The organism is Tritonibacter scottomollicae, assembly GCF_032924845.1.
Taxonomy (GTDB): domain Bacteria; phylum Pseudomonadota; class Alphaproteobacteria; order Rhodobacterales; family Rhodobacteraceae; genus Epibacterium; species Epibacterium scottomollicae.
Genome location: NZ_CP136704.1, coordinates 147,552 through 169,210, shown reverse-complemented (window position 1 = coordinate 169,210; position 21,659 = coordinate 147,552). Strand labels below are relative to the sequence as shown.

Sequence of the window (21,659 nt, the reverse complement as noted above, 5' to 3'; positions counted from 1 at the left end):
ACCCATCTCATGAAACTCACCAAACTTCTTACCGGCGCTGCTGTTGCGCTGGGTCTGGCCGCCGGTGGCGCGCTGGCCCAGGACAAGACCAAGGTCGGCTTTGTCTACGTCGGCCCCGTCGGCGATGGCGGCTGGACCTATGAACACGATCAGGCCCGTAAGGCCGTGGTCGAAGAATTCGGCGACAAGGTCGAAACCGTCTATGTGGAAAACGTCGCAGAAGGCCCCGACGCCGAGCGCGTGATCACCCAGATGGCCCTGCAGGGCGCGGACCTGATCTTCACCACCTCCTTTGGCTACATGGATCCCACCATCAACGTCGCCAAGAAATTCCCGGATGTGAAGTTCGAGCACGCCACCGGCTACAAGCGCGCCGAGAACGTCTCGACCTATTCCGCGCGGTTTTACGAGGGGCGCGCCGTACAGGGCACCATCGCGGGCCATATGACCGAGAGCAACATCGTCGGCTACATCGGCTCCTACCCGATCCCGGAAGTGATCCGCGGCATCAACTCCGCCTATATCCACGCCAAGAAGGTCAACCCGGACGTCGAGTTCAAGATCGTCTGGGCCTTCACTTGGTTTGACCCGGCCAAGGAAGCCGACGCCGCAAAAGTGCTGATCGAACAGGGCGCGGACGTGATCCTGCAGCACACCGACTCCACCGCACCGCAGGCCGCAGCGCAGGCGGCGGGCAATGTGGTCACCTTTGGTCAGGCGTCTGACATGGCGGAATATGCGCCCTTCCCGCGCGTGTCCTCGATCATTGACGACTGGGCGCCCTACTACATCGCGCGCACCAAGGCCGTGATGGATGGCACCTGGACCTCTGTGGACACTTGGGACGGCATCGGCCCCGGCATGGTCGGCATCGGCGAGATCACCGATGCAGTTCCGGCCGAGGTGAAAGCCGAAGCGCTGGCGCTGAAGGAGGCGATGGCCTCGGGTGAATACCACCCCTTCACCGGCCCGCTGAAAAAGCAGGACGGTTCCGACTTCCTCGCCGAGGGTGAGATTGCAGATGACGGCACGCTGGCTGGCATGAACTTCTATGTCGAAGGCATCGAAGGCTCCATCCCGGAGTAAGCATTTCGTGATCGCGATCTGGAGAGACCCGCCCTTTGGGGCGGGTCTTTTCTTGTCTCGGGAGAGAACAAACGGCACCTGCGGACCGGATCAACGATCTGCATACAAGCGATACCAACGGTGGCTGCCCCCCAGCACGTCCTCGGCCAAGCAAGTCAGTACTGCTGACCTTATGTTTCACGCACGAAACAATGGGGCACTGATGCTGATACTTTTTATGCCCGTTGCGCCATCTGCGCGCGCATAGATCTGGGACCGGCGCAACAGGTATTAAGCTGGTGAAAACAATTGGCTTGCCCGTGCGCGGCTCCTCCCCCATAGGAGCAGCCGCGCCTCTTCACGCCCAACGGGCGTGGCCGCGCGCGCCCCTCCGGGGCACGCGCGGCGGCAGCCAGCCCGGGTTCCCCGGGCTGGCTGCCCGGCCCAACGCCGAGGGAGGCTCTGATCCCAAAGGGACAGAGGACCCGAGGCGGCGGGAGCCACGCCCCGCCCTCGCACCTCTTGCGATCAATGCGCCTCAGTCGCCGAACACCTTGGCCGCAAGCAGCACACGCGACAGCGCGGTGAGGAAACAGAGCGTGCCAAATGCATAGGCCAGCGGCACAAAGGATCCCGGCAGGCAACACAGCAGCACGAAGAAACCGATGGTCTCCGCCCCCTCCAGCAGCCCGCCGGTGAAATAAAGCGTCTTCACCCCGCGCGCCCGGGTTTTCATCTCGCGCTTTTCCGCCAGCACCGCATAGCCGAGGAAGCTCGCCCCATTCGCATAGAAACTGCACAGCAGGAAGGCTCCCGCCAGCCCGTTGGCCGCAGGCGCCAGCGCCACAAAGGCCAGCGGCACCGCGCCGTAGAAGACAAAATCGCAGACGATATCGAGATAACCGCCAAAATCGCTCGGCCTGCCTGCCCGCGCCACCGCCCCGTCGAGCCCATCCGCAAGCCGCGAGGCCAGCAGCGGCAGCAGCGCCCAGCCCACAGCCCCGCAGGCGATCAGCGCCGCCGACAGCAGCCCCAGCGCCAGCCCAAGCAGGGTGATCTGATTGGCCGTCACCCCAAGCGCGGCAAGGCGGGCCCCCTGCGCATTCAGGACCGGATCAATGAGCGGGCGTATCTTGGCGTCAAACATGATCTCGATGTAGCGGCAATGGGCTGAAACATCCATTCACGTTGCTGCGCTGGAATGTGAAAGCCCTGGGCATCGCACCGTTGCCCTCGGCCCATCTGCGTGCCACTCTCCGCCGCATGACACAGACATCTCGCCCCCCGCTCACCACTCTCGACGGTCACGATATTGGCCGTTTTGCCTTTGGTTGCATGCAGTTCGGCGGTCGCGCCGACGCGCAGGCCTCGGCCGAGATGTTCGCCGCCTGCCGCGCGTCCGGCCTGCGCCACTTCGACACCGCCTGGGTCTACACCGAGGGCGCCAGCGAAGAGATCCTCGGCAAGCTGATCGCCCCGGAGCGCGAGGCGCTTTATGTGGCAACCAAGGTGGGCATCACCGGCGGTGCCAGCGCCGCCAACATGCGGGCGCAATTCGACCAAAGTCGGCAACGGCTGAACCTCGACGGGGTGGACCTGCTCTATCTGCACCGATTTGATCCCGACACGCCGCTGGAGGACACGCTGACCTGTTTCGCCGAACTGAAGCAGCAGGGGCTGATCCGTCACGTGGGCCTGTCGAACTTCGCCGCCTGGCAGGTGATGAAGGCGGTGGCGCTGGCCGCACGGCTCGGTCTGCAGATCGACGTGCTGCAGCCGATGTATTCGCTGGTGAAGCGCCAGGCGGAGGTAGAACTCCTGCCGATGTGCGCCGACCAGAACATCCTGCCGGTGCCCTACTCGCCACTGGGCGGCGGGCTGTTGACCGGCAAATACGCCCGCGGCGGCTCTGGGCGGCTGAGTGAGGACAAACGCTACGCCGCGCGCTACGGCCAGGACTGGATGCATCAGTCGGCGCGTGATCTGCTGGAAATTGCCGAGGAACTGGACATTGACGCCGCCACGCTGGCCGTGGCCTGGGCCGCCGGTCACCCGGCACGCCCTGCGCCAATCCTGTCGGCGCGCTCCGCCGCGCAGTTGGCGCCCTCGCTGGCGGCGACGCAGTTCGAGATGTCGCCGGAGCTTTATGCCCGCATCGCAGCGCTCAGCCCCCGCCCGGCGCCGGCAACCGACCGGCTGGAGGAAGCATGATCGATTTCCTTGTCATTGGCGGCGGCGTGGCCGGGATTGGCGCGGCGGCGCATCTGGCCGAACTGGGCTCCGTGCTGCTGCTGGAGCGTGAGGACGCGCTGGGGTTTCATGCGTCGGGACGGTCGGCGGCAATGTTCGAGGAGGACTACGGCCCTGGTCCGATCAAGGCGCTGTCGCAGGCCAGTCGCGCGTTTTTTGTCACGCCCGGCGCGGCGCGCGACAGCTATCTCAGTCCGCGCGGGCTGATGCTGGTGGCGCGTGCGGACCAGCGCGCGGGCTTTGAGGCAGATCTGGCCGAGCTGGACCTGCAGGAAATCCCGGTGAGCGAAGCGCTGGCGCGGGTGCCGATCCTGAACCCCGACAGCGTGGCCTTTGCCGCCGCCCATGAGACCGCCACCGATATCGACACGGACCGGCTGATGGGCGACTGGACCAAGCTACTGCGCCAGCGCGGCGGCGAGACCCGCACCCGGCAGGAGGTCACAGCGATCACCCGGCTGGACGCGGGCTGGCGGGTGGAGACCCGCAGCGACAGCTTCGAGGCGCGCCAGATCGTCAATGCCGCCGGTGCCTGGGCCGATATCATCGCCGAGATGGCCGGGGTGGCGCCAGTGGGCATCCAGCCGAGACGCCGATCAATCGCGCAACTGCCGGCGCCCGGGGGGCATGACGTCAGCGACTGGCCGATGCTGATGGGCGTGCACGAGGCGTGGTATGCCAAACCGCAGGCCGGCAAGTTGCTGGTCTCGCCCGCCGATGCCGAGCCGGTGCCGCCGCAGGATGCCTGGGCCGACGACATGGTTCTGGCCGAAGGGCTTGCCCGCTACGAAGAGATGGTCACCACCCCCGTGACCCGGTTGGAAACCAGCTGGGCCGGGCTGCGCAGCTTTGCCCCCGACGGGGTGCCGGTGTTTGGCGCGGATCCACGGCAGAGCGGTTTCTGGTGGTATGCCGGACAAGGCGGCTACGGGTTCCAGAGTGCCCCGGCCTCGGCCCGGCTGCTGCGCGATCTGGTGGCGGGTCGCACGCCGGAAATTGACGCCGACATGGTTGCCGCCCTCAGCCCCGAGAGGTTCACCTGATGCCGTTTCGATCCGTACCCGGACAGGCCTCAGTGGCCGAGGAAACCGCCGGCGGCAAACTCTTTGCCCCTGCTGCCGCACGCAATCTCGCGCCGCTTCTGGCGGTGGTGGAACAGCATGCCCCCGCCACGGGTCGCGCATTGGAGATCGCCAGCGGCACCGGTCAGCATGTGGTCGGCTATGCCCGCGCCCTGCCCGGCCTCAACTGGCAGCCCAGCGACATCGATCCGAGCCGCCGCGCCAGTATCGACGCCCATGTGACCGACGCAGAGGTGCAAAACGTGGAACTGGCGGCGGCGCTGGATGCCACATCATCCGGCTGGGGCGCGCTGATCGGCCCGTTTGATCTGATCCTGCTGGCCAATCTGTTACATCTGGTCAGCGCCGATGAGGTCCGCACCCTGCTGGGCGAAGCCTCTACGGCGCTGGCGCCGGGCGGGCGGATGGTGATCTACGGCCCTTTTACGCGCGACGGTCAGCTGGTCAGCGAGGGTGATCGCAATTTCCACGCCGCCCTCAGCACCCACGACCCGGAGATCGGCTACAAGGACGTGGATGACATCACGACATGGGCCGCGGCGGTAGGGCTTCAGCTGACAAAGCAGGTGGAGATGCCCGCGAACAACCTGTGCTTGATCTTGTCGCGCACATGAGATGTGCACAAATATAAAGTTTTTGTAACACCGCCCTCTCCAAAACCGTCAACTGAGCGCCTATTTCTACGATAGAAGAAGAACAAGGTCTCTCCGATGTTGCAACGTCCCCGCCCTATCGCCGCCCCTGCCGCGGTCTGTATTGTCGGGCGTGTGCTCGCAACCTCACTGATTGCAGCAACGGTTGCCGCGTCTTCGGCGCTGGCTGATCCGAGTTTCCTGCGCAGTCTCGATTTTGATGGCGACGGGGTCGTGTTGGTGGATGAGGCCATTGCATTGCGCAACCTCCAGTTTAACGAGATTGACCTGAACGGCGACGACAAGATCAGCCCCGATGAGTTCGACGCATCGCTGCGGGCTGCGCAAGCGCGCTACGCGCAGATGGGTCAGAGCTATCAGGCGCAAAACGCCAGCCCCGGCCGGATTGATGCTTTCACCTTTGCGGATACGGATGCCGATGGCTTCATTTCACGCAGGGAATACAATCATCATTCCGCACGGCTTGCACATAGCCTTGATCGGGATAAAGACGGGATCATCTCCGACGCCGATCTCTCCCATTGAACGCAATCCCTGTCGGGTCGCGAGAGATGAAAGCCTGCCAGAGGACGAATGTCAGAGCACCTCGGGTGAAAACGGAGCTACGCCGGTTGGCGCTGTATCCAATCCGGCCATAGCACGGGCCAGGGCGCTTTCGAACTCCTCCGGGTCATGCACCTCAGCGGCACCGCTCTGTGCGTTCACGCCCTCGGGCAGCGTCGGCTGTACTGACCTGCAGATATGCTGCCCCAGCTCGTAACTCTCAAAAGCGCGCCAGCCAGCCAGCCCGATCATAAATTCACTGTTGCCAAGGCGATAGAGCCGCTCTCGGGTGCTGAGGATCGGTATGATCTCTCTGGCCACAGAGGCTATCAACTTGTCTGCCTGACGGTCCTGCCCCTGGTTGCGCAGCGCCATCACCCCATCCAGCCGGATCACCACCAGCCCGACCGGCGCGAGTCGCGATATCATCTCCCGGTCCTGTTCAAGACTGGCGCGGGAAAAGGCCCGGGTCAGGGGATCGCGCCCCTCATCACGGTCCAGTTTTGCGCGCAGGGACACCATCTCCCCTTCGGCGAGCCAAAGATAGGCGGAGGAAATCAAAGCCGCCGCCAGCAGGCGCCCAGCATTCCCGGCATCCCCATGATACAGCACCACCAGCGGCACCATCACGATAAGCACCAGCCGCGCGGGCTGATATTGCGCCGGGGACGCAGCAAAGCGCAGCCCCACCAACACCGGAAACATCCAGATCGCACCAGATATACCGACATAAAAGGTTGTCAGAATAACGGTCGCTGTGAGAACCGCCACCAACACAGAGAGCGGCACACGCGCCGCGCTGTGCCGCCACAAGGCCAGCAGATTGACAAAGATGATACCGGCAAGTGCGATCAGAAAACCAACAAGCACCCAATGTGCCAGCACCGCACTTTTTACGGCAAGCCCGAGCAAAAGCAGGACACAGAACATGCGGGTGGCACAGTCGAGGCGATGTGCCGGAATGTCCCCAAAGACGGCTAGAAGTCTACTCGTTATCACTGTCTCTTTAACCTCAGGCGGCCTCACTCCCGAGCGCCGCCGTAACTGACACAATATCCCGCGATTTCAGGCGCTGACCAAGCGAAAAGCGCTCCGACCAAGTCGGAGCGCTTCTCTATGGTGGTGTCGCCGCATCACTTTCGAGAGGCGGCGCACAGTGTCGGAGGGGATCAGCCGTCCTTGCGGATAGTTTCGTTCTTCGGATCATAGGGGCTGTCGCAGGTGACAACCGCATCCCAGAGCTTGTCCTGCATCTTGACCTTCAGCTTGGTGCCTTCGACCGCCTGCTCGGGCTTGACGTAGCCCATGCCGATGGATTTCTCGAACGCAACCGAGTAGCCGCCGGAGGTCAGACGCCCCACCCGGGTGCCATCCTCGGCATAAAGCGCCTCGTGCCCCCACGGATCGGCATCCGCCGGACCGTCGATCAGCAGGGTGCAGCATTTGACGCGCACGCCGGTCTCTTCCAGCTTGTCCTTGCCGAAGAACTCTTTGTTCAGGTCGACAAAGCGCGGCAGGTCGGCCTCCAGCGGGGTCGCGTCACGGCCCAGCTCGTTGCCAAAGGCGCGGTAGGATTTCTCCTGACGCAGCCAGTTCTGAGCGCGGGCCCCGACCAGCTTCATACCATGCTTCTCGCCGGCCTTTTCAAGCAGATCGAACAGGTAGTTCTGCATCTCCATCGGGTGGTGAAGTTCCCAGCCCAGCTCTCCGGTATAGGCCACGCGGATCGCGTTGACCGGACACATGCCCAGTTCGATCTGACGAGCAGACAGCCACGGGAAGCGCTTGTTCGACAGGGCGGTTTCCGGATCGGCGTCGCGGATGACCTCCTTGAGGACGTCACGGGACTTCGGACCGGCGATGGCAAAGACGCCCCATTGGGTGGTCACGTCCTGCAGCTCGATCCGGCCGAAGTCGGCTTCCTTGTCGGCAATCGCCTTCTTCAGATAGTCGGCATCATACTCGGTCCATGCCCCGGCGGAGACCAGGTAGTACTCGTCATCCTTGAGGCGGACGATGGTGTACTCGGTGCGGGTGGTGCCCGCCACGGTCAGCGCATAGGTCAGGTTGATGCGGCCCACTTTCGGCAGCTTGTTGCAGGTGAACCAGTCGAGGAAAGCCGTCGCGCCGGGACCCTTGACGATATGCTTGGTGAAGGCGGTCGCGTCGATCAGGCCGACACCCTCGCGGATCGACTTGGCCTCATCCACGGCATGCTGCCACCAGCCGCCACGTCGGAAGCTGCGGGCGTCATGGTCGAAGCTGTCCGGCGCATCCACGGGGCCGAAGTAGTTCGGGCGTTCCCAGCCGTTGACCCAGCCGAATTGTGCGCCGCGGGCTTTTTGACGATCAAATGCGGGCGCGGTGCGCAGCGGGCGGGCCGCCGGGCGTTCCTCGTCCGGGTGGTGCAGGATGTAGACGTGGTCGTAAGCTTCCTCGTTCTTGCGCGCCGCAAACTCGGTGGTCATCCAGTTGGAGGAGTAGCGTTTCGGGTCGAGCGACGCCATGTCGATCTCGGCCTCGCCCTCCACCATCATCTGCGCCAGGTAATACCCTGTGCCGCCCGCAGCGGTGATGCCGAAGGAGAAGCCCTCTGCCAGCCACATGTTGCGCAGGCCCGGTGCGGGGCCAACCAGCGGGTTGCCGTCCGGCGTGTAGCAGATCGGGCCGTTGAAGTCGTCCTTCAGGCCGCATTCCTCGCTGGAGGGCATGCGGTGGATCATCGCCATATACTGGTCTTCGATGCGCTCCAGCGCCAGCGGGAACAGATCGGCGCGGAAGCTGTCCGGAACGCCATATTCAAAGCAGGCCGGCGCGTGTTTTTCGTAAACGCCGAGGATCCAGCCGCCACGCTCTTCGCGCACATAGGATTGTGCGTCGGCGTCGCGGATCACCGGATGCTCCGGGTTGCCCTCGTCACGGAACGCCTGCAGCGCCGGGTCCACATCGGTGACGATGAACTGGTGCTCGACCGGGACGGCGGGCATCTTGATGCCCAGCATCTTGGCAGTGCGCTGCGCGTGGTTGCCGGAGGCGGTGACGACATGCTCGGCGGTGATCACCACCTGCTCGTCGCTCTCCACAAGGTTGCCGCCCTTTTCCACCATCTTGGTGCAGGTGACTTCCCAATGGGTGCCGGTCCAATGGAAAGCATCGGCCTGCAGCTTGCGCACGATCTCTGCGCCGTGCTGGCGCGCGCCCTTGGCCATCGCCTGGGTCACGTCGGCGGGGTTAATATAGCCGTCCTCGGTGTGGTAGATCGCGCCCTTCAGGTCGGAGGTCTCGATCAGCGGCCAGCGTTCCTTGATCTCATCCGGGGTCAGCCATTCGTAGTTCACGCCACAGGTCTCCGCGGTGGAGGCATAGAGCATGTATTCGTCCATGCGCTCCTGCGTCTGCGCCATGCGCAGGTTGCCGACGACCGCAAAGCCCGCGTTGAGGCCGGTTTCAGCCTCCAGGGTCTTGTAGAAATCGACCGAGTATTTGTGGATATGGGTTGTCGCATAGGACATGTTGAACAGCGGCAACAGGCCGGCTGCGTGCCAGGTGGAGCCGGAGGTCAGCTCGTCACGCTCGATGAGCATGACGTCGTCCCAACCGGCCTTGGCCAGGTGATATGCGATCGAGGTCCCGATGGCACCACCACCGACAACAAGTGCTTTGACTTGGGTTTTCATGAGCCCGCTCTCCGAGTTCTCTGATTCACGATTGTATTGTTTATGACGCAGAGTTCAGCACGGACGCGAAATCAGTCCGACGCAAAAAATGATAAAACCGACTTCGGCTTATGTTTCGGATGATATCAGTGCAGGCTAACCGCGACAGGATGTTGCGCGCGCGGGCTCTGTGTCGCGTGCCGTACCGTGCCGACGCCACCGGACGGATCTTGCGAATCTTGTCAACGGCCCGCGCCAAGCAATAGCGAAACAGTTTTGCCCCAGACCGGTCCCAAGGTGCGGTATAGGTCGGCGTCGGCAGTGCGGACAAAGCCGAAACGCGATCACTCCACCGCATCAGTGAGGATTGCGTTCAGTGTGGAGCCAGTGCGTCGCAGAACCGCAAGAGACTGGAACTCGTCGGAATTCCAGAATGATGTAGCATGACTGCGGTCTGGAAACTCGATGACGAAAGCAGCATCAGGCATCTTGCCCTCCCCTTCAAGTTGCTCCGGCTTGCCGCCACGGACCTTGAAAGCCCCGTTGTGACGTTTCACCAGGTCAGGAATCTTCGCAAAGTATTCATCCATCCAATCCCGACTGTGAATCTCCATCTGGCCAATGATGTATGCTGTCACGATGCTCTCCTTCATTGCGCATGATCAGGCTGCCCAGGCAGCTTAGAATGCATACTCTTTAGCCGCCAGCGGCGCACTCCAATCGTCAGTTTCGGCATCTACGGGGTCTGAGAAGGGCTCACCGCCGACCTTCGCCGCAGCTCTCCTGAGTGGCAGGACCGCCGTACAAAGTCCCATTTCGCTACACATGCGCCAATGTCGGCTACTTGGATTTCGTCGTCTTACGACGGTAGTATTTCGCCGACTTGGCTCTGCTACCGCACGCGGCCATGCTGCACCAACGACGCGCACGTCCCCGCCCCCGATCAATAAACAGCCAAGAGCAGCGCTCGCAGTTCCGCATTCGTGCAAGATCATCGCTCCGAAGCAGTGCTTCAAGCAACAGGACGATCCTTACTTTGGGTAGCTCCAGATTAGATTGTTGGGCTGAAGTTGCCCATCTGTACGTATCTCCGTCGCTTTCAAGATGCGCGTTCCAAAGTGCTTGGCGAATGGCGTCTATAACCTGAGTGCGTTCAGGCTCGGGCCATTCCAGATCCGCTTGTTCAGCCATCAGGAGGGCGTGCAGTGCTTCGCGAAAACGCCGTGTGTCTGCCAAGACAGCTTGCGCCGCGTCAGCGTCGTTCTGCTCACGCGCAAGCAGGTCGCGGGCCTCCTGCTCGGACAAGACATCGGCCACAACGGCCCATTCAAGAAAGGTCGGAAAGTCGGTCAGCCGCTCCACATCGCGCAGCTTTGTGCGACCGCCAGCGGTATTTAGAAAATCCAAGACAGGATGCCCCCCGATGAGGTCATCTTCAATCCAGACGGTTTGATCCAACATACCCATATCTCACCTTAAAACACGGATTTGACAGTGTGAAGCAGGTGGGTATCTTACCATCAATATCTTTTTGATGGTAAGAATGGAGATCGGAATGACGGGTTGGAGCTTGCATGAAACCTATGAGACGGCTGCGGGCAGAGTCGCGGCAGGGCGGATCGGCGAAGGACCGAACCTCGTGCTGGCCCACGGATGGCCCTGGTCATCATTCTCGTGGCATCGCGTGATCCCCAATCTGGCGAAGGATTTTCGCGTCCATTGGTACGATATGCCCGGCTACGGCCAATCGGCCAAAAGCGCCGAACAACGCACATCGCTCGATGTTCAAGGTGAAGTCTTCGCTGAAATGCTGGGTCATTGGGGGCTAACGCGTCCGCACGTCGTTGCGCATGATTTTGGCGGCGCAACGACATTGCGCGCCCATCTGCTGCATGGGTGTGATTTCGAGAAATATGTTCTCATGAACGTCGTTGCAATGCGCCCCTGGGGGTCAGATTTTTTTGACCATATGGGGCAACATGTCGACGCCTTTCAGGGGCTGCCTGCACACATTCATCGCGCGCTGGTCACTGCTTACATCGAAGGTGCGCTCGTTAATGACATACCAGCAGAAGATCTGAAAAACCTAGTCGCACCTTGGCTGACGGAGGACGGCGCTTCGAGCTTCTATCGTCAGTTCGCACAGGCGGACGAGAAATATACGGCTGAAGTTGAGCCACAGTTCGGCGCAGTTCGCTGTCCAACAAAAATCGTCTGGGGTGAGGATGATCCCTGGATTCCCCTCGAACGCGGGCGATCTCTTCACGATCTGATGCCGGATGCCGAGTTCACGACCATGCCGGGGGTCGGGCATCTGCCGCAGCTCGAAAACCCTGATGCTGTGCTCGATCAGGTGCGGAAGTTTCTCTGAATGACAGTCGGTCCAATCCAACAAGCCGCCACTCGCACACCGCGCAGCATCAGGCGCAATGGGCTCCAAGCCGGCTTGCGGCGATGCGGCAGCAGGGTTGCAGCGATTCTGCACCTGGCGCCTGCGGCTAGATGACGCAGGCCAGCCCAAAGCGGATCCACGGCCTTAGACACGAACCTGCATAGCGGTCCTTCGCTACGCAGGTCGCGAACTCACACAATGCGGACGAAGGTTACTTTCGCTGCGGCTTCGCCAGTGTCCGGTCTGGCAAACCGTTCAAAAAACGTTGATCTTTGAACGGCAGAATGAACGCGGTTACAGCTCGCATAGAGCGCAACATCCGCGCGTATCTACTGTCCCCCACACGTGGCAATGCTTGCTAAAAGAACCGTTGCCGCATATACAGCTACAAACTCTTGGAGGTTTGATGACCTGTTAAAGTGGGGAGGCATAACGCCCTCCCGATGCAAAATTAGTCCAAACGAACGCGCTGCCTGGCAAGGTTGCGAGTGATGGTTTTTTGCATCCTAGTTTACGCACACTTTTGCAGACCAGGCATTGCCTTGGACGTTGAACATGAGAGTTCACCACAATGACACGAGACTACTCGCAATTTATGCCGCCTGCGGCGTCACAACAGATTCCCGAACGTGAATCCCTGGTCTTGGAAAGGTTGGGCTGGAAGCCATTTTTCAGTCAGCAATCCAGTATCGAAGACCTCATCCGCACACCTCCCGCCCGAGTGATCGAAGTTCACAGAACCGGTTTACATCTCTTGGGTGATGAAATCGATACAATGATACCGCCCGGGCTTGATGCGACCGTTGGGGACTGGCTTCTCTTTGATGCGCACGAACCAACGAACAGCAGGCTCTTGCACCGCAGCAGTGCGTTTGAACGACGAGCCCCAGGAAAAGACCGCAAGCGCCAGCTGATAGCAGCCAATGTGGATACCGTTTTTATCGTGTCATCGTGCAACAGGGATTTTAACATTGCACGGCTAGAGCGCTATGTCGCATTGGCATTCGACGCGGAGGTTACGCCGGTTATTTTGCTCACCAAAGCCGATGTGTGCGAAGATCATGCGCCCTATGTCGAAGCGGCAAGCGCAATTTCGAACCGCGTCCCGGTTGTGCCCCTGAATGCCTTGAGCGATGAACCAATAGCCAAACTATCTTCGTGGTGCGCACTGAGCCAGACCGTTGCGTTTCTTGGGTCGTCTGGGGTTGGAAAGTCAACGCTGGTAAATGCCCTTTTGCAAGGCGGTGTTGTGGAGACTGCAGCCATTCGGGAAGATGATAGTAAAGGTCGCCATACAACAACACGACGCCAGTTGCACTTTACGACCGGTGGCTGCGCTGTGCTGGACACGCCAGGCATGCGGGAACTTCAATTGACGGATGTTGAAGCGGGGATTGCTGAAGTGTTTGATGATTTGGTCGCTTTGGCAGGTCAATGTCGGTTCAAGGATTGCCGACACGAGGTGGAGCCAGGATGTGCCATTCGGCAGGCACAGGATCAGGGTGAGATCGACATGTCCAGATTGGCACGGTGGCGTAAGTTGGCTGCTGAGGAGCGCTTTAATTCGTCTACCTTAGCCGAACGCAAAACGCACGACAGATCCCGGCACAAAATGTTCCGATCAATTCAACAGAAAAATAAGTGGTGAGCGCCTCGTCAGACGAGACGCATCGCTAAGGGAAGATGGCGACCTCTGCAAGCCGCATGGACGGCTTGCAGCACGGCACTGTACTGTTTCACCTGCGGACGGGGCAATAAACCCTCGTTCTTGGAATGCCCGCAAACGTCCTTGTTTAATGCTTCCAGAAGCCCCTTTCAAAACCCAAGTGGTTGTTGAACGTTATTGCCTTCGCCGTGATAGCAGGCATTAACCGCAGTGCAGAAAATCGGTAAGGAGGGCTCTCACCCGCCGTTCGCCTCGCCAGCACACCAAATTGGCACTGAGACCGGAGGTCAAGGTCAGCTGAGCGGACTTTGCTGCCTTTCGATGATGAAAGATGAACGACCGCTGTGCCTTTTGCGGCTACGGGCCGACATCCGGGTGCCACCACTTTGGCCGCGATCCCTTGTACGAGTGCGTCTCCGGTTTGAGTACTTTAAGATGAGGTTTGTCGAAAACTCCGGTGAGCAACGCAACAACCGGTTCATCGTCAATAGCTCCAATCGAACCGCCGCAAGTCGAGCAAAAGGCCCGAGACGACTTCTCTGATGATCGAAAAAGGGCTGGCCTGCCGCCTAGACCAATCCATTCAACGGCTTCTGCCGGAAACTCAACCCATGTTGCAGTAAGTGCGCCAGTGTGACGTTGGCACATTCGGCATGAACACGTGTGAGGAAATTCAGGAAGCCCAGTCGTGCGAAACCGGATATGTCCACAGAGACATCCACCTTCCAACGTTTTCATGAAGTGATCCTCTCGAAGTGCTAAATCCGTACATGCCTATCTATCGAGCTAATACGTAGTGTGTTGTTGCCCAAAATGCGATACCGCAATAGCCGTCATTAACTCCTCTCGCAGCATCTGTTGGACTGGGCTCCAAGCCGACCTTAGCTGCGCTTGGACTGAGTGACCGCTTGGTGCCAGCTTCGCCCGTCGGCCATAGCCCTCCGAGCAGTGCCGATCCGCCCGTCGGGTGACGACCACTTGAAAGCGGAACTCGGTAATCCGCCGGGTCAACGAACCAATACGAAAATCGGTTTTGCTTGCCATCTGATTTCAGGTCAGCAGCTGAGCACATTGCCCCGGCGCACGCAGGGACGCGCAGCATCGCTGTCTTCCACCTGAACCACTGGAGCAACAACTGTTGAGGGTGGCTCTGACGGCGCAACAGCGGGCGGAGGCAGCAGGGCAACCTCATCGACGTCGATATCCTGCCCCATCAGATGGGCCTTTGCCACGCTAAGACCCCGCAAGGCCTGAAACGCGACATCCAGCGGAGAGGTGACTTCGGCCTCAGGGTCAGGGATGGCGCCCGCGGCTGCCATCCGCCGGGCTTGCTCCGGACCACCGAGACGCCACTGCAGCGTCCGCAGATAGGCGTCTGGTGCGTAGTCGCCAAACGATTTCCCCACCGCCTTGGCCTGCATGTCGTAATCGACCCCGACCATCACCAGTCCACACAGGAGAATGAAGGAATAAAACCGAAACAATCCATGAAGTCGCCTGATGATAAACATGCTTTCCCTTACCGGCCTGCTTGCCAGCTCCAACCCCCATCTTCCGCGCCAGAATGACGGAAAGATGGGGCAGAAATTTGACAGCAGACGGTAAAGTCGCGGGCGCCGTCAGGCGTCGGTCAGGATCTTGCCGGGATTGAGGATATTATCGGGATCCATCGCTGCTTTCACCGCCGCCATGAACCGGGTCGTCTCGCCCAGCTCGCGCCGCAGGTAGGGTCGTTTGCCCTGCCCGATGCCATGCTCACCGGTACAGGTGCCCTCCATCGAGATCGCCAGATCGTTGAGCCAGCCGACATATTCATCGGCCTTGGCGCGCTCTTCGGCGTTCTCCATGTCGATCAGCAGCAGCGCGTGGAAGTTGCCGTCGCCCACATGCCCCACCATCGGTGCGATCAATCCCAACTCTTCGGCCTTGGCGCGGGCGGTGGAGACGCATTCCGCCAGCCGCGAGATCGGCACGCAGACATCGGTGGAGATCCCCTTAGCGCCGGGGCGCAGGTTCAGGCAGGCCCAGTACATATCGTGGCGCGCCTGCCAGAGCTTGTTGCGTTCCTCGGCGGTGGAGGTGGCGGCGATGTCGAAACCGCCAAACTCCTCGGCGATCTGGGCAAAGGTATCGGCCTGCTCCACCACGCCCGCGTCCGAGCCGTGGAATTCCAGCAGCAGCAGCGGTCCCTCCGGCAGGTCGAGGCCCGAATGCTGGTTGGCGGCGCGCACGCTCATCTCGTCGAGCATCTCGATGCGGGCGACCGGGATGCCATACTGGATCACCATCATCACCGCGCGACAGGCATCATCGACGGTGTGGAAGGAACAGCGCGCCGAGCGGATCGCCTCCGGTATGCCCTGCAGCCGCAGGGTGATCTCGGTAATCAGCCCCAGGGTGCCCTCGGAGCCCACCAGCAGCCGCGTCATGTCATAGCCGGCGGAGGATTTCTTCGCCCGCGACGCCGTGCGGATCACCGTGCCATCGGCCATCACCGCCTCGAGACTGAGGACATTGTCCTTCATGGTGCCGTAGCGCACCGCGTTGGTGCCGGAGGCGCGGGTGGCGACCATGCCGCCGAGCGAGGCATTGGCGCCGGGGTCGATCGGGAAGAACAGCCCCTGGTCGCGCAGATAGGTGTTGAGCTGTTCGCGGGTGACACCGGGCTGGACCACCACGTCGAGGTCTTCGGCATGCACCGCGCGGATCTGGTCCATCCGCATCATGTCGACACAGATGCCCCCGGCAGGCGCGTTGACATGGCCCTCCAGCGAGGTGCCGGTGCCAAAGGGAATGACCGGCACGCCAAATTCGGCGCAAGTGGTCACGATCTCAGAGACCTCATCCGTCGAGGTGGGAAAAACCACGGCGTCCGGGGCCTGATTCTCGATCCAGGTGGTGGTGTGGCCGTGTTGTTCGCGCAGGGCCTGCCCGGTCTGCAGCCGGTCGCCGAACCGGGCGGATAGCGCCTCAACCGCGGCTTTGATACCGCCCTCATTGCGGGGCAAAGTGGTGGCCTGAACCATGCGTGATGTCCTCCCAGAACTGTCTTTCCGTCCTTGGCTCGCCCAAACGCTTGCCTTGTTAACGGTCACTTGGGCGCAAGACTATGTCGACAGCGCGCGCGCCACAAGACCGACGCGCACTGCCACATCGACGATGAGAGGATCTCGCTGCATGCGCGCGCATATTCACGCAAAGAGGAAGGGACGCCAGTGGTGCGGCGTCCCTTCAGTTTTCCAATCTCTCCAACGTTCCGGGCAACGGGCGCTGGCGGAGGCACCCCTGCACAGCAGGCGCGTGTCGCTATTGACCCAGCGCGATGCCTTCGCGTCGCGGGTCTGCCGCCCCTTCAAGACCATCGGTGGTGATCTCGATCGCATGCAGACCGGAGTTCAGATCCCGCAGGTTGACCTCATAGCCCATCGCGGTCAGCGCGTCCCCAAGCGCCTCAGCCTCGGTGCCCTCTTCCAGATCATAGGTACCAAAGCGATTCACCGCATGAGGCAGCGACACGGCTTCCTGCACCGTCATGCCCCAGTCCGCCCAGGCAACGATTGCAGTGGCCACATATCCGATGATGCGGCTGCCACCGGGCGATCCGATCGCCAGCACCGGCTTGCCATCCTGCATGACGATGGTTGGTGCCATCGATGAGCGCGGGCGCTTGCCCGGTTCCAGTCGGTTGGCGATGGGCACGCCATCGCTGTGACTGCGAAAGGAGAAATCCGTCAACTCATTGTTCAGCAAAAACCCGTTGGTCATCAGCCGGGAGCCAAAGCCATTCTCGATCGTCGTCGTCATCGACAGCACATTGCCATATTGGTCGACGATGGAGATATGCGAGGTCGAGGGGAACTCGATGCTTTCGTCATCGGCCCAATTCAGCGCGTGATCGAAGGCCGGATGACCCGGTGCCACGCCTTCCAGCGCCTTATCGCCCTCCAGCAGCTTTGCGCGCTTGGCCAGATAGTCGTCAGCCACCAGCCCTTTGGTTGGCATCGGGACATAATCGCTGTCGGCCATGTAGCGGCCACGATCCGCAAAGGCGAGCCGCGAGGCATCCCCGATCAGGCGCCAGCTTTCGGGGCTCTCCGCGCCCAGCGCCGCCAGATCATACTGCCCCAACATGCCAAGGATCTGCCCCACGGTCAGCGCCCCGGAGGACGGCGGCCCCATGCCACAGGCCTCGAACGCGCGATAGTTGGCGCAGACTGCAGGGCGTTCCTTGACCTGATAGAGCGCCAAGTCGACCTCGGACAGCACCCCGGGATTGCCTGCCGCGTTCTGTACGGTGCGCACGATATCTGCCGCCACGGGTCCAGTGTAGAAGGCGCTTGTGCCCTCGAACGCCATTGCACGCAGCACATCGGCATAGGGCTGGTTGGTGATCACCGTGCCAGCCTCCAGCGGCTTGCCCTCTGGCAGGAAATAGTCGGCGGTTGCCGGAAAACGGCCAAGCCGCTCGGCATCATTGGCGATGGAGCCCGCCATGCGCGGCGAGACCGCAAACCCCAACTCGGCAAGTCGGATGGCATCGGTGAACAACCCGCCCCAATTGGCCTTGCCCCATTTGCGATGCGCCTCTTCCAGCAATGCCGGCGTGCCCGGCGTGCCGACAGAACGTCCACCGACCACCGCATCGTAGAACCCCAAGGGTTCACCGTTTTGATCCTGAAACAGGCGTGGCGTGGCCGCTAGGGGCGCGGTTTCACGCCCGTCCAGCGTGCTCAGCGCACCTGTTGAGGCATCATAATAGACAAGAAATGCGCCGCCCCCCAATCCCGAGGACTGCGGCTCCACTAGCCCGAGCACGGTTTGCACTGCAATCATGGCATCCGCTGCGGTTCCCCCATCCCGCAGGATGCGCGCCCCGGCTTCGACCGCAAGCGGGTTGGCGGCGGCGACCATCCAGTCGTCTGCCAGCACAACCTCACCGGCATTCCGGGCCGCCAAGGATGCAGACGCAACATCCGACAGGGCCAAACCGGCAAATTCGGCGCCGATGGTGCCGGCTTCTGGCGCCACGGCATCCGCTGCCTGCTGCGCAGACGCGGCACTCGCCAGGGCCAATATGGCCCCGGTCCAGAAATATGTTCTCATCTTATCCTCCCACTGCCCGCAAACCGGGCTTAAAGCATGGAGGGCACCACCTGATCTGGTGGGCGATGCCCGTCTTCAAATGTCTTGATGTTCAACAGAACCTTTTCGCCCATCTCGATCCGCCCTTCGAGGGTCGCAGACCCCATATGCGGCAGCAGCACCACATTGGGCAGCTCGCGCAGACGTGGGTTGATGGTGGTGCCGTGCTCATAGACGTCGAGGCCACAGCCCGCGATTTCACCCGCGCGCAGGCCTCGCGTCAGGGCGTTCTCGTCGATCACCTCCCCGCGCGAGGTGTTGACGATCACCGTGTCGGGTTTCAACAGCTTCAGCCGCCGCGCGTTCATCAGGTGAAAGGTGGAGGGCGTCGAGGGGCAATGGATCGAGATCACATCCATCCGGGCCACCATCTGATCGAGGCTTTCCCACCAGGTGGCTTCCAGATCCTCTTCCACCTCGGGGCGCAGGCGTCGGCGGTTGTTGTAGTGGATCTGCATTCCGAAGGCGCGCGCACGACGCGCCACCGCCTGACCGATGCGGCCCATGCCGAGAATGCCGAGACGCCGCCCCGCCAGCCGCCCGCCAAGCATCGCAGTGGGGGACCAGCCCTCCCAATCGCCCTTCTGCATGATGGCGAGACCTTCAGGGATGCGGCGCACCACGGCCATGATCAGCGCCATGGTCATGTCGGCGGTGTCATCGGTCAGCACGCCGGGCGTGTTGGAGACCAGAATGCCGCGCTGCCGGGCGGTGGCGACATCAATGTTGTCCACCCCTGCCCCATAATTGGCGATCAGCCGCAGCTGCCCGCCCGCCTGCCCCAGAAGGGCGGCGTCGATGGTGTCGGTGACCGTGGGCACCAGCACATCGGCCTCTTTCATCGCTGCGGCCAGCTCGGCGCGGCTCATCGGGGTGTCGTCGCTGCGCAACCGCACATCGAACAATTCGCTCAGGCGGGTTTCCACCGACTCTGGCAAGCGTCGCGTAACAACAACACTCAGGCGTTCTCTGGGCACGTGCCTACTCCCTCGGCTATGCAAGTCGTTCTGTTCCATGGCATCGTGGAGCAAGATAATTGCGGGCACAAGCACCCTTCCGCCCGCGCTTGCGTTGCGGTATGTGATGCTGCAGGATCAGCGGGCTCTGAGGACATAAAAACAAGGCGCCCGGGACAATGATGGGCATCGAGGCCGTGCAGAAAACCAATCGAACACAGAGACGCGGACGGGCCTCCAGTGCCGGAGGCCTGACACTGCGTGGGCTGGGCGCAGTCTTGCTTGTCGCAATCGCGATGGCGGGTGATATCGGTGTGGCCGCACAGGAAGCCACCGTCCAGAAACGCGGGCCAGTGACCAACCTGCCACTGCCGCGCTTTGTGTCCATGAAGGCCGCAGAGGGTAATGTGCGGCGCGGACCTTCTCTGACGCACCGGATCGACTGGGTGTTCAAACGGCGCAGCATGCCGCTGGAGATCATCGCCGAATACGGACACTGGCGCCGGGTGCGCGACCGGGATGGCGCCGGTGGCTGGGTCCACTACGCCTTGCTGTCCGGCATTCGCACGGTTCTGGTCGAAGAAGACATGCTGCGCGTCCGCGCCCGCCCCGAGGAAAACGCGCCGGTCATGGCGGCGTTTGAGCTGGGTGTTGTGGCGCAACTGGGAGCCTGCGAGCCGAAATGGTGCGAGATTTCTGCCGGTGGCCATAGCGGCTGGGCGCTCAAGGATAAGCTCTGGGGCGTAGGCCCCGATGAGCTGCGCGAATGACCCCGCGCAATTCAGCGCGCCGTTCAGTTCCCGGTAACCGCCCCTAGCGCCCTGCCGCTGGGCCCTTTGTCGGAGGGAGGTCGGACCACCGGTGCGAGATAGCGCCGGATCAGCTGGCAGCGATGCGCGAACACTTTTTCGTCCGTGTAAGGCGCTGCATCCGCCAGCGCATTCTGCATCAGCCGGGCAAGACCCTCGCGTTTGGTGCTGAGATCCGCCAGCACGGCGGCCAGCGCCGCCGCATCGCCCCGTGGTACCAAGACCCCGCCGCCATGATCCGCGACCAGGTCCTGCGCATAAGCCCCCTCGTAGCCAATGATCGGAGTTGCGCCGGTCAGCGCCTCGATCAGGCATCGCGGCGACTCGGCGGTCTTGTGACAAAAGAGGAAGACATCCGCCCTCTGGAGACGCGACCGCACCTCTGCATGATCTTCGACAAAGCCCGGCAGGCGCACGTTGTCGGACAGCCCAGCGCGGCGCACTCGGTCACGCATCATTTGAAGGCAGCTCCCCGCGCCGAGCCATTCAGCCTCAAACGAAATGCCAAGCGCAGCCAGACGCTCCAGGACATCGATCCAGTCCTCCGGCCCCTTCATCCCTTCGGCGCGCCCAGCATAGACGATTCGCAGCGGACGCTGTTCTAGTTGCGACAGTTTGGTCTGCAGGGCTGCGGGACTGATGTGTTCAGTGCCGGAAATATGAATATCGTGAACCAGCTGCGGGTTACGACTGAAAGCGGCATAGGCGTCAAAGGTTTCGCGACCGTGAAACAGGCCGAGGTCCGCGCGCGAGATCAACGCGCGCTCCAGCCAGGCCATCGGGCGTCGATAGAGGCGCGATTTCAACTGTTGTTTCCAGCCACCCCATTCGCGTGTCTGGCGCAGCACGTCCGACTCTACCCGGTCCGTCCAGATCGCAAAGGCGCGACGCAGACTCAGGGCTTCGACAGCACAGACCGCGCCCCAGTCGCCAAACAGCCCTCCGATGGCAAAGCTGAGATAGTCCGCCTCGGCGATCAGCTTGCGCAGACGACGCCGCTGGCGGGGCAACGCATATAAAAATCGCTGCGCGCCGTATGCGGAGGGCACGGTCACGACGCGCACCTTTGGCAGGGGCTCCAGCGCCTCGGACATCAGCATCCACCCTTGGGGACGCGGCGCGGTTTTCTCTGGCATGACGATGGTGACACGGCCGAAGTGCTCAGACCACAGACGCAGACCGTTGACGGCCTGTCGCTCGATATAAAGCGACGTCCCGTCCCGATAAACCGGGACCGGCGCGTAGATTAACAGATGCCCTGCCGCCGTCGTCCGCGTCATCTTTCTCTCCAAAAGGGCGCAGCTGAAACAGGAACGTTCCCACCCATCGACAAATACACGGTCAATATCCGACTGGAGATTTCCAGGAGGTCTAGCGCGTCCTTCGCCCCACACGCCCGATCCGCATCGATGACACAACGTAACCCAACTCACCTTAACAAAGAT

The 21,659-nt window shown here is 61.7% G+C and carries 19 protein-coding genes; 8 read left to right on the top strand and 11 right to left on the bottom strand.

Going from position 1 to position 21,659, the window contains the following annotated elements; genetic code table 11:
• Positions 1-9 precede the first annotated feature (9 nt).
• Entirely contained in the window at positions 10-1,086 is a 1,077-nt protein-coding gene (locus tag R1T40_RS01510; protein WP_317385626.1) for a BMP family ABC transporter substrate-binding protein, read from the top strand.
• A 517-nt stretch (positions 1,087-1,603) separates the two neighbouring features.
• Here the strand turns inward: R1T40_RS01510 and R1T40_RS01505 are convergent.
• Positions 1,604-2,212 (bottom strand): CDP-alcohol phosphatidyltransferase family protein, encoded by a 609-nt coding sequence (locus R1T40_RS01505; protein ID WP_317386922.1) that lies wholly within the window; start codon positions 2,210-2,212, stop codon positions 1,604-1,606.
• 116 nt (positions 2,213-2,328) lie between these two features.
• Here R1T40_RS01505 and R1T40_RS01500 point away from each other — a divergent pair, with 116 nt between their 5' ends.
• The 4 genes from R1T40_RS01500 (at position 2,329) to R1T40_RS01485 (ending at position 5,575) form a co-directional block, all read left to right on the top strand.
• Positions 2,329-3,276: an aldo/keto reductase gene (locus R1T40_RS01500; protein WP_317385625.1), complete on the top strand. Its 948-nt coding sequence runs from the start codon at positions 2,329-2,331 to the stop codon at positions 3,274-3,276.
• Positions 3,273-4,358, top strand: a complete 1,086-nt coding sequence (locus R1T40_RS01495; RefSeq protein WP_317385624.1) for an NAD(P)/FAD-dependent oxidoreductase — start codon at positions 3,273-3,275, stop codon at positions 4,356-4,358. Before R1T40_RS01500 ends, R1T40_RS01495 begins: the two co-directional genes overlap by 4 nt.
• Complete coding sequence (locus R1T40_RS01490; RefSeq protein WP_317385623.1) at positions 4,358-5,011, top strand: DUF938 domain-containing protein; 654 nt, start codon at positions 4,358-4,360, stop codon at positions 5,009-5,011. Before R1T40_RS01495 ends, R1T40_RS01490 begins: the two co-directional genes overlap by 1 nt.
• Positions 5,012-5,107: 96 nt before the next feature.
• A complete protein-coding gene (locus tag R1T40_RS01485; protein WP_317385622.1) occupies positions 5,108-5,575 on the top strand; it encodes an EF-hand domain-containing protein in 468 nt (155 codons plus the stop codon).
• A 51-nt stretch (positions 5,576-5,626) separates the two neighbouring features.
• On the opposite strand, the gene R1T40_RS01480 is transcribed toward R1T40_RS01485, so the two are convergent.
• From R1T40_RS01480 to R1T40_RS01465, 4 genes are all read right to left on the bottom strand, one after another.
• The gene (locus tag R1T40_RS01480) at positions 5,627-6,592 is read right to left on the bottom strand and encodes a GGDEF domain-containing protein (RefSeq protein ID WP_317385621.1); all 966 of its coding nucleotides are present in this window, start codon (positions 6,590-6,592) and stop codon (positions 5,627-5,629) included.
• Between the two features lie 170 nt (positions 6,593-6,762).
• Positions 6,763-9,270: a GcvT family protein gene (locus R1T40_RS01475; RefSeq protein WP_317385620.1), complete on the bottom strand. Its 2,508-nt coding sequence runs from the start codon at positions 9,268-9,270 to the stop codon at positions 6,763-6,765.
• 323 nt (positions 9,271-9,593) lie between these two features.
• Positions 9,594-9,887 carry a DUF1330 domain-containing protein gene (locus R1T40_RS01470; RefSeq protein WP_317385619.1) on the bottom strand — a complete coding sequence of 98 codons (294 nt, stop codon included), beginning with the start codon at positions 9,885-9,887 and terminating at the stop codon, positions 9,594-9,596.
• A 202-nt stretch (positions 9,888-10,089) separates the two neighbouring features.
• Positions 10,090-10,710, bottom strand: coding sequence for a CGNR zinc finger domain-containing protein (locus tag R1T40_RS01465; protein ID WP_317385618.1), 621 nt, complete (start codon positions 10,708-10,710; stop codon positions 10,090-10,092).
• Between the two features lie 94 nt (positions 10,711-10,804).
• Between R1T40_RS01465 and R1T40_RS01460 the strand changes: the two genes are divergently transcribed.
• Both R1T40_RS01460 and rsgA read left to right on the top strand, forming a co-directional pair.
• On the top strand, positions 10,805-11,620 hold the full coding sequence (locus R1T40_RS01460; RefSeq protein ID WP_317385617.1) for an alpha/beta fold hydrolase: 816 nt from the start codon (positions 10,805-10,807) through the stop codon (positions 11,618-11,620).
• 592 nt (positions 11,621-12,212) lie between these two features.
• On the top strand, positions 12,213-13,289 hold the full coding sequence (rsgA, locus tag R1T40_RS01455; protein ID WP_317385616.1) for a ribosome small subunit-dependent GTPase A: 1,077 nt from the start codon (positions 12,213-12,215) through the stop codon (positions 13,287-13,289).
• Between the two features lie 375 nt (positions 13,290-13,664).
• Here rsgA and R1T40_RS22250 read toward each other — a convergent pair whose 3' ends face one another.
• The 5 genes from R1T40_RS22250 to R1T40_RS01435 form a co-directional block, all read right to left on the bottom strand.
• Complete coding sequence (locus R1T40_RS22250) at positions 13,665-14,045, bottom strand: GFA family protein (RefSeq protein ID WP_394805007.1); 381 nt, start codon at positions 14,043-14,045, stop codon at positions 13,665-13,667.
• 317 nt (positions 14,046-14,362) lie between these two features.
• Positions 14,363-14,818, bottom strand: coding sequence for a hypothetical protein (locus R1T40_RS01450; protein WP_317385615.1), 456 nt, complete (start codon positions 14,816-14,818; stop codon positions 14,363-14,365).
• 108 nt (positions 14,819-14,926) lie between these two features.
• A complete protein-coding gene (locus R1T40_RS01445; RefSeq protein ID WP_317385614.1) occupies positions 14,927-16,333 on the bottom strand; it encodes an FAD-binding oxidoreductase in 1,407 nt (468 codons plus the stop codon).
• A gap of 280 nt (positions 16,334-16,613) precedes the next feature.
• Positions 16,614-18,410, bottom strand: coding sequence for a gamma-glutamyltransferase (gene ggt / locus R1T40_RS01440; RefSeq protein WP_317385613.1), 1,797 nt, complete (start codon positions 18,408-18,410; stop codon positions 16,614-16,616).
• A gap of 29 nt (positions 18,411-18,439) precedes the next feature.
• A complete protein-coding gene (locus tag R1T40_RS01435; protein ID WP_317385612.1) occupies positions 18,440-19,426 on the bottom strand; it encodes a 2-hydroxyacid dehydrogenase in 987 nt (328 codons plus the stop codon).
• Between the two features lie 275 nt (positions 19,427-19,701).
• Here R1T40_RS01435 and R1T40_RS01430 point away from each other — a divergent pair, with 275 nt between their 5' ends.
• Positions 19,702-20,175: an SH3 domain-containing protein gene (locus R1T40_RS01430; protein WP_243395068.1), complete on the top strand. Its 474-nt coding sequence runs from the start codon at positions 19,702-19,704 to the stop codon at positions 20,173-20,175.
• Between the two features lie 23 nt (positions 20,176-20,198).
• Here R1T40_RS01430 and R1T40_RS01425 read toward each other — a convergent pair whose 3' ends face one another.
• The gene (locus R1T40_RS01425; RefSeq protein WP_317385611.1) at positions 20,199-21,494 is read right to left on the bottom strand and encodes a glycosyltransferase; all 1,296 of its coding nucleotides are present in this window, start codon (positions 21,492-21,494) and stop codon (positions 20,199-20,201) included.
• Positions 21,495-21,659 lie beyond the last annotated feature (165 nt).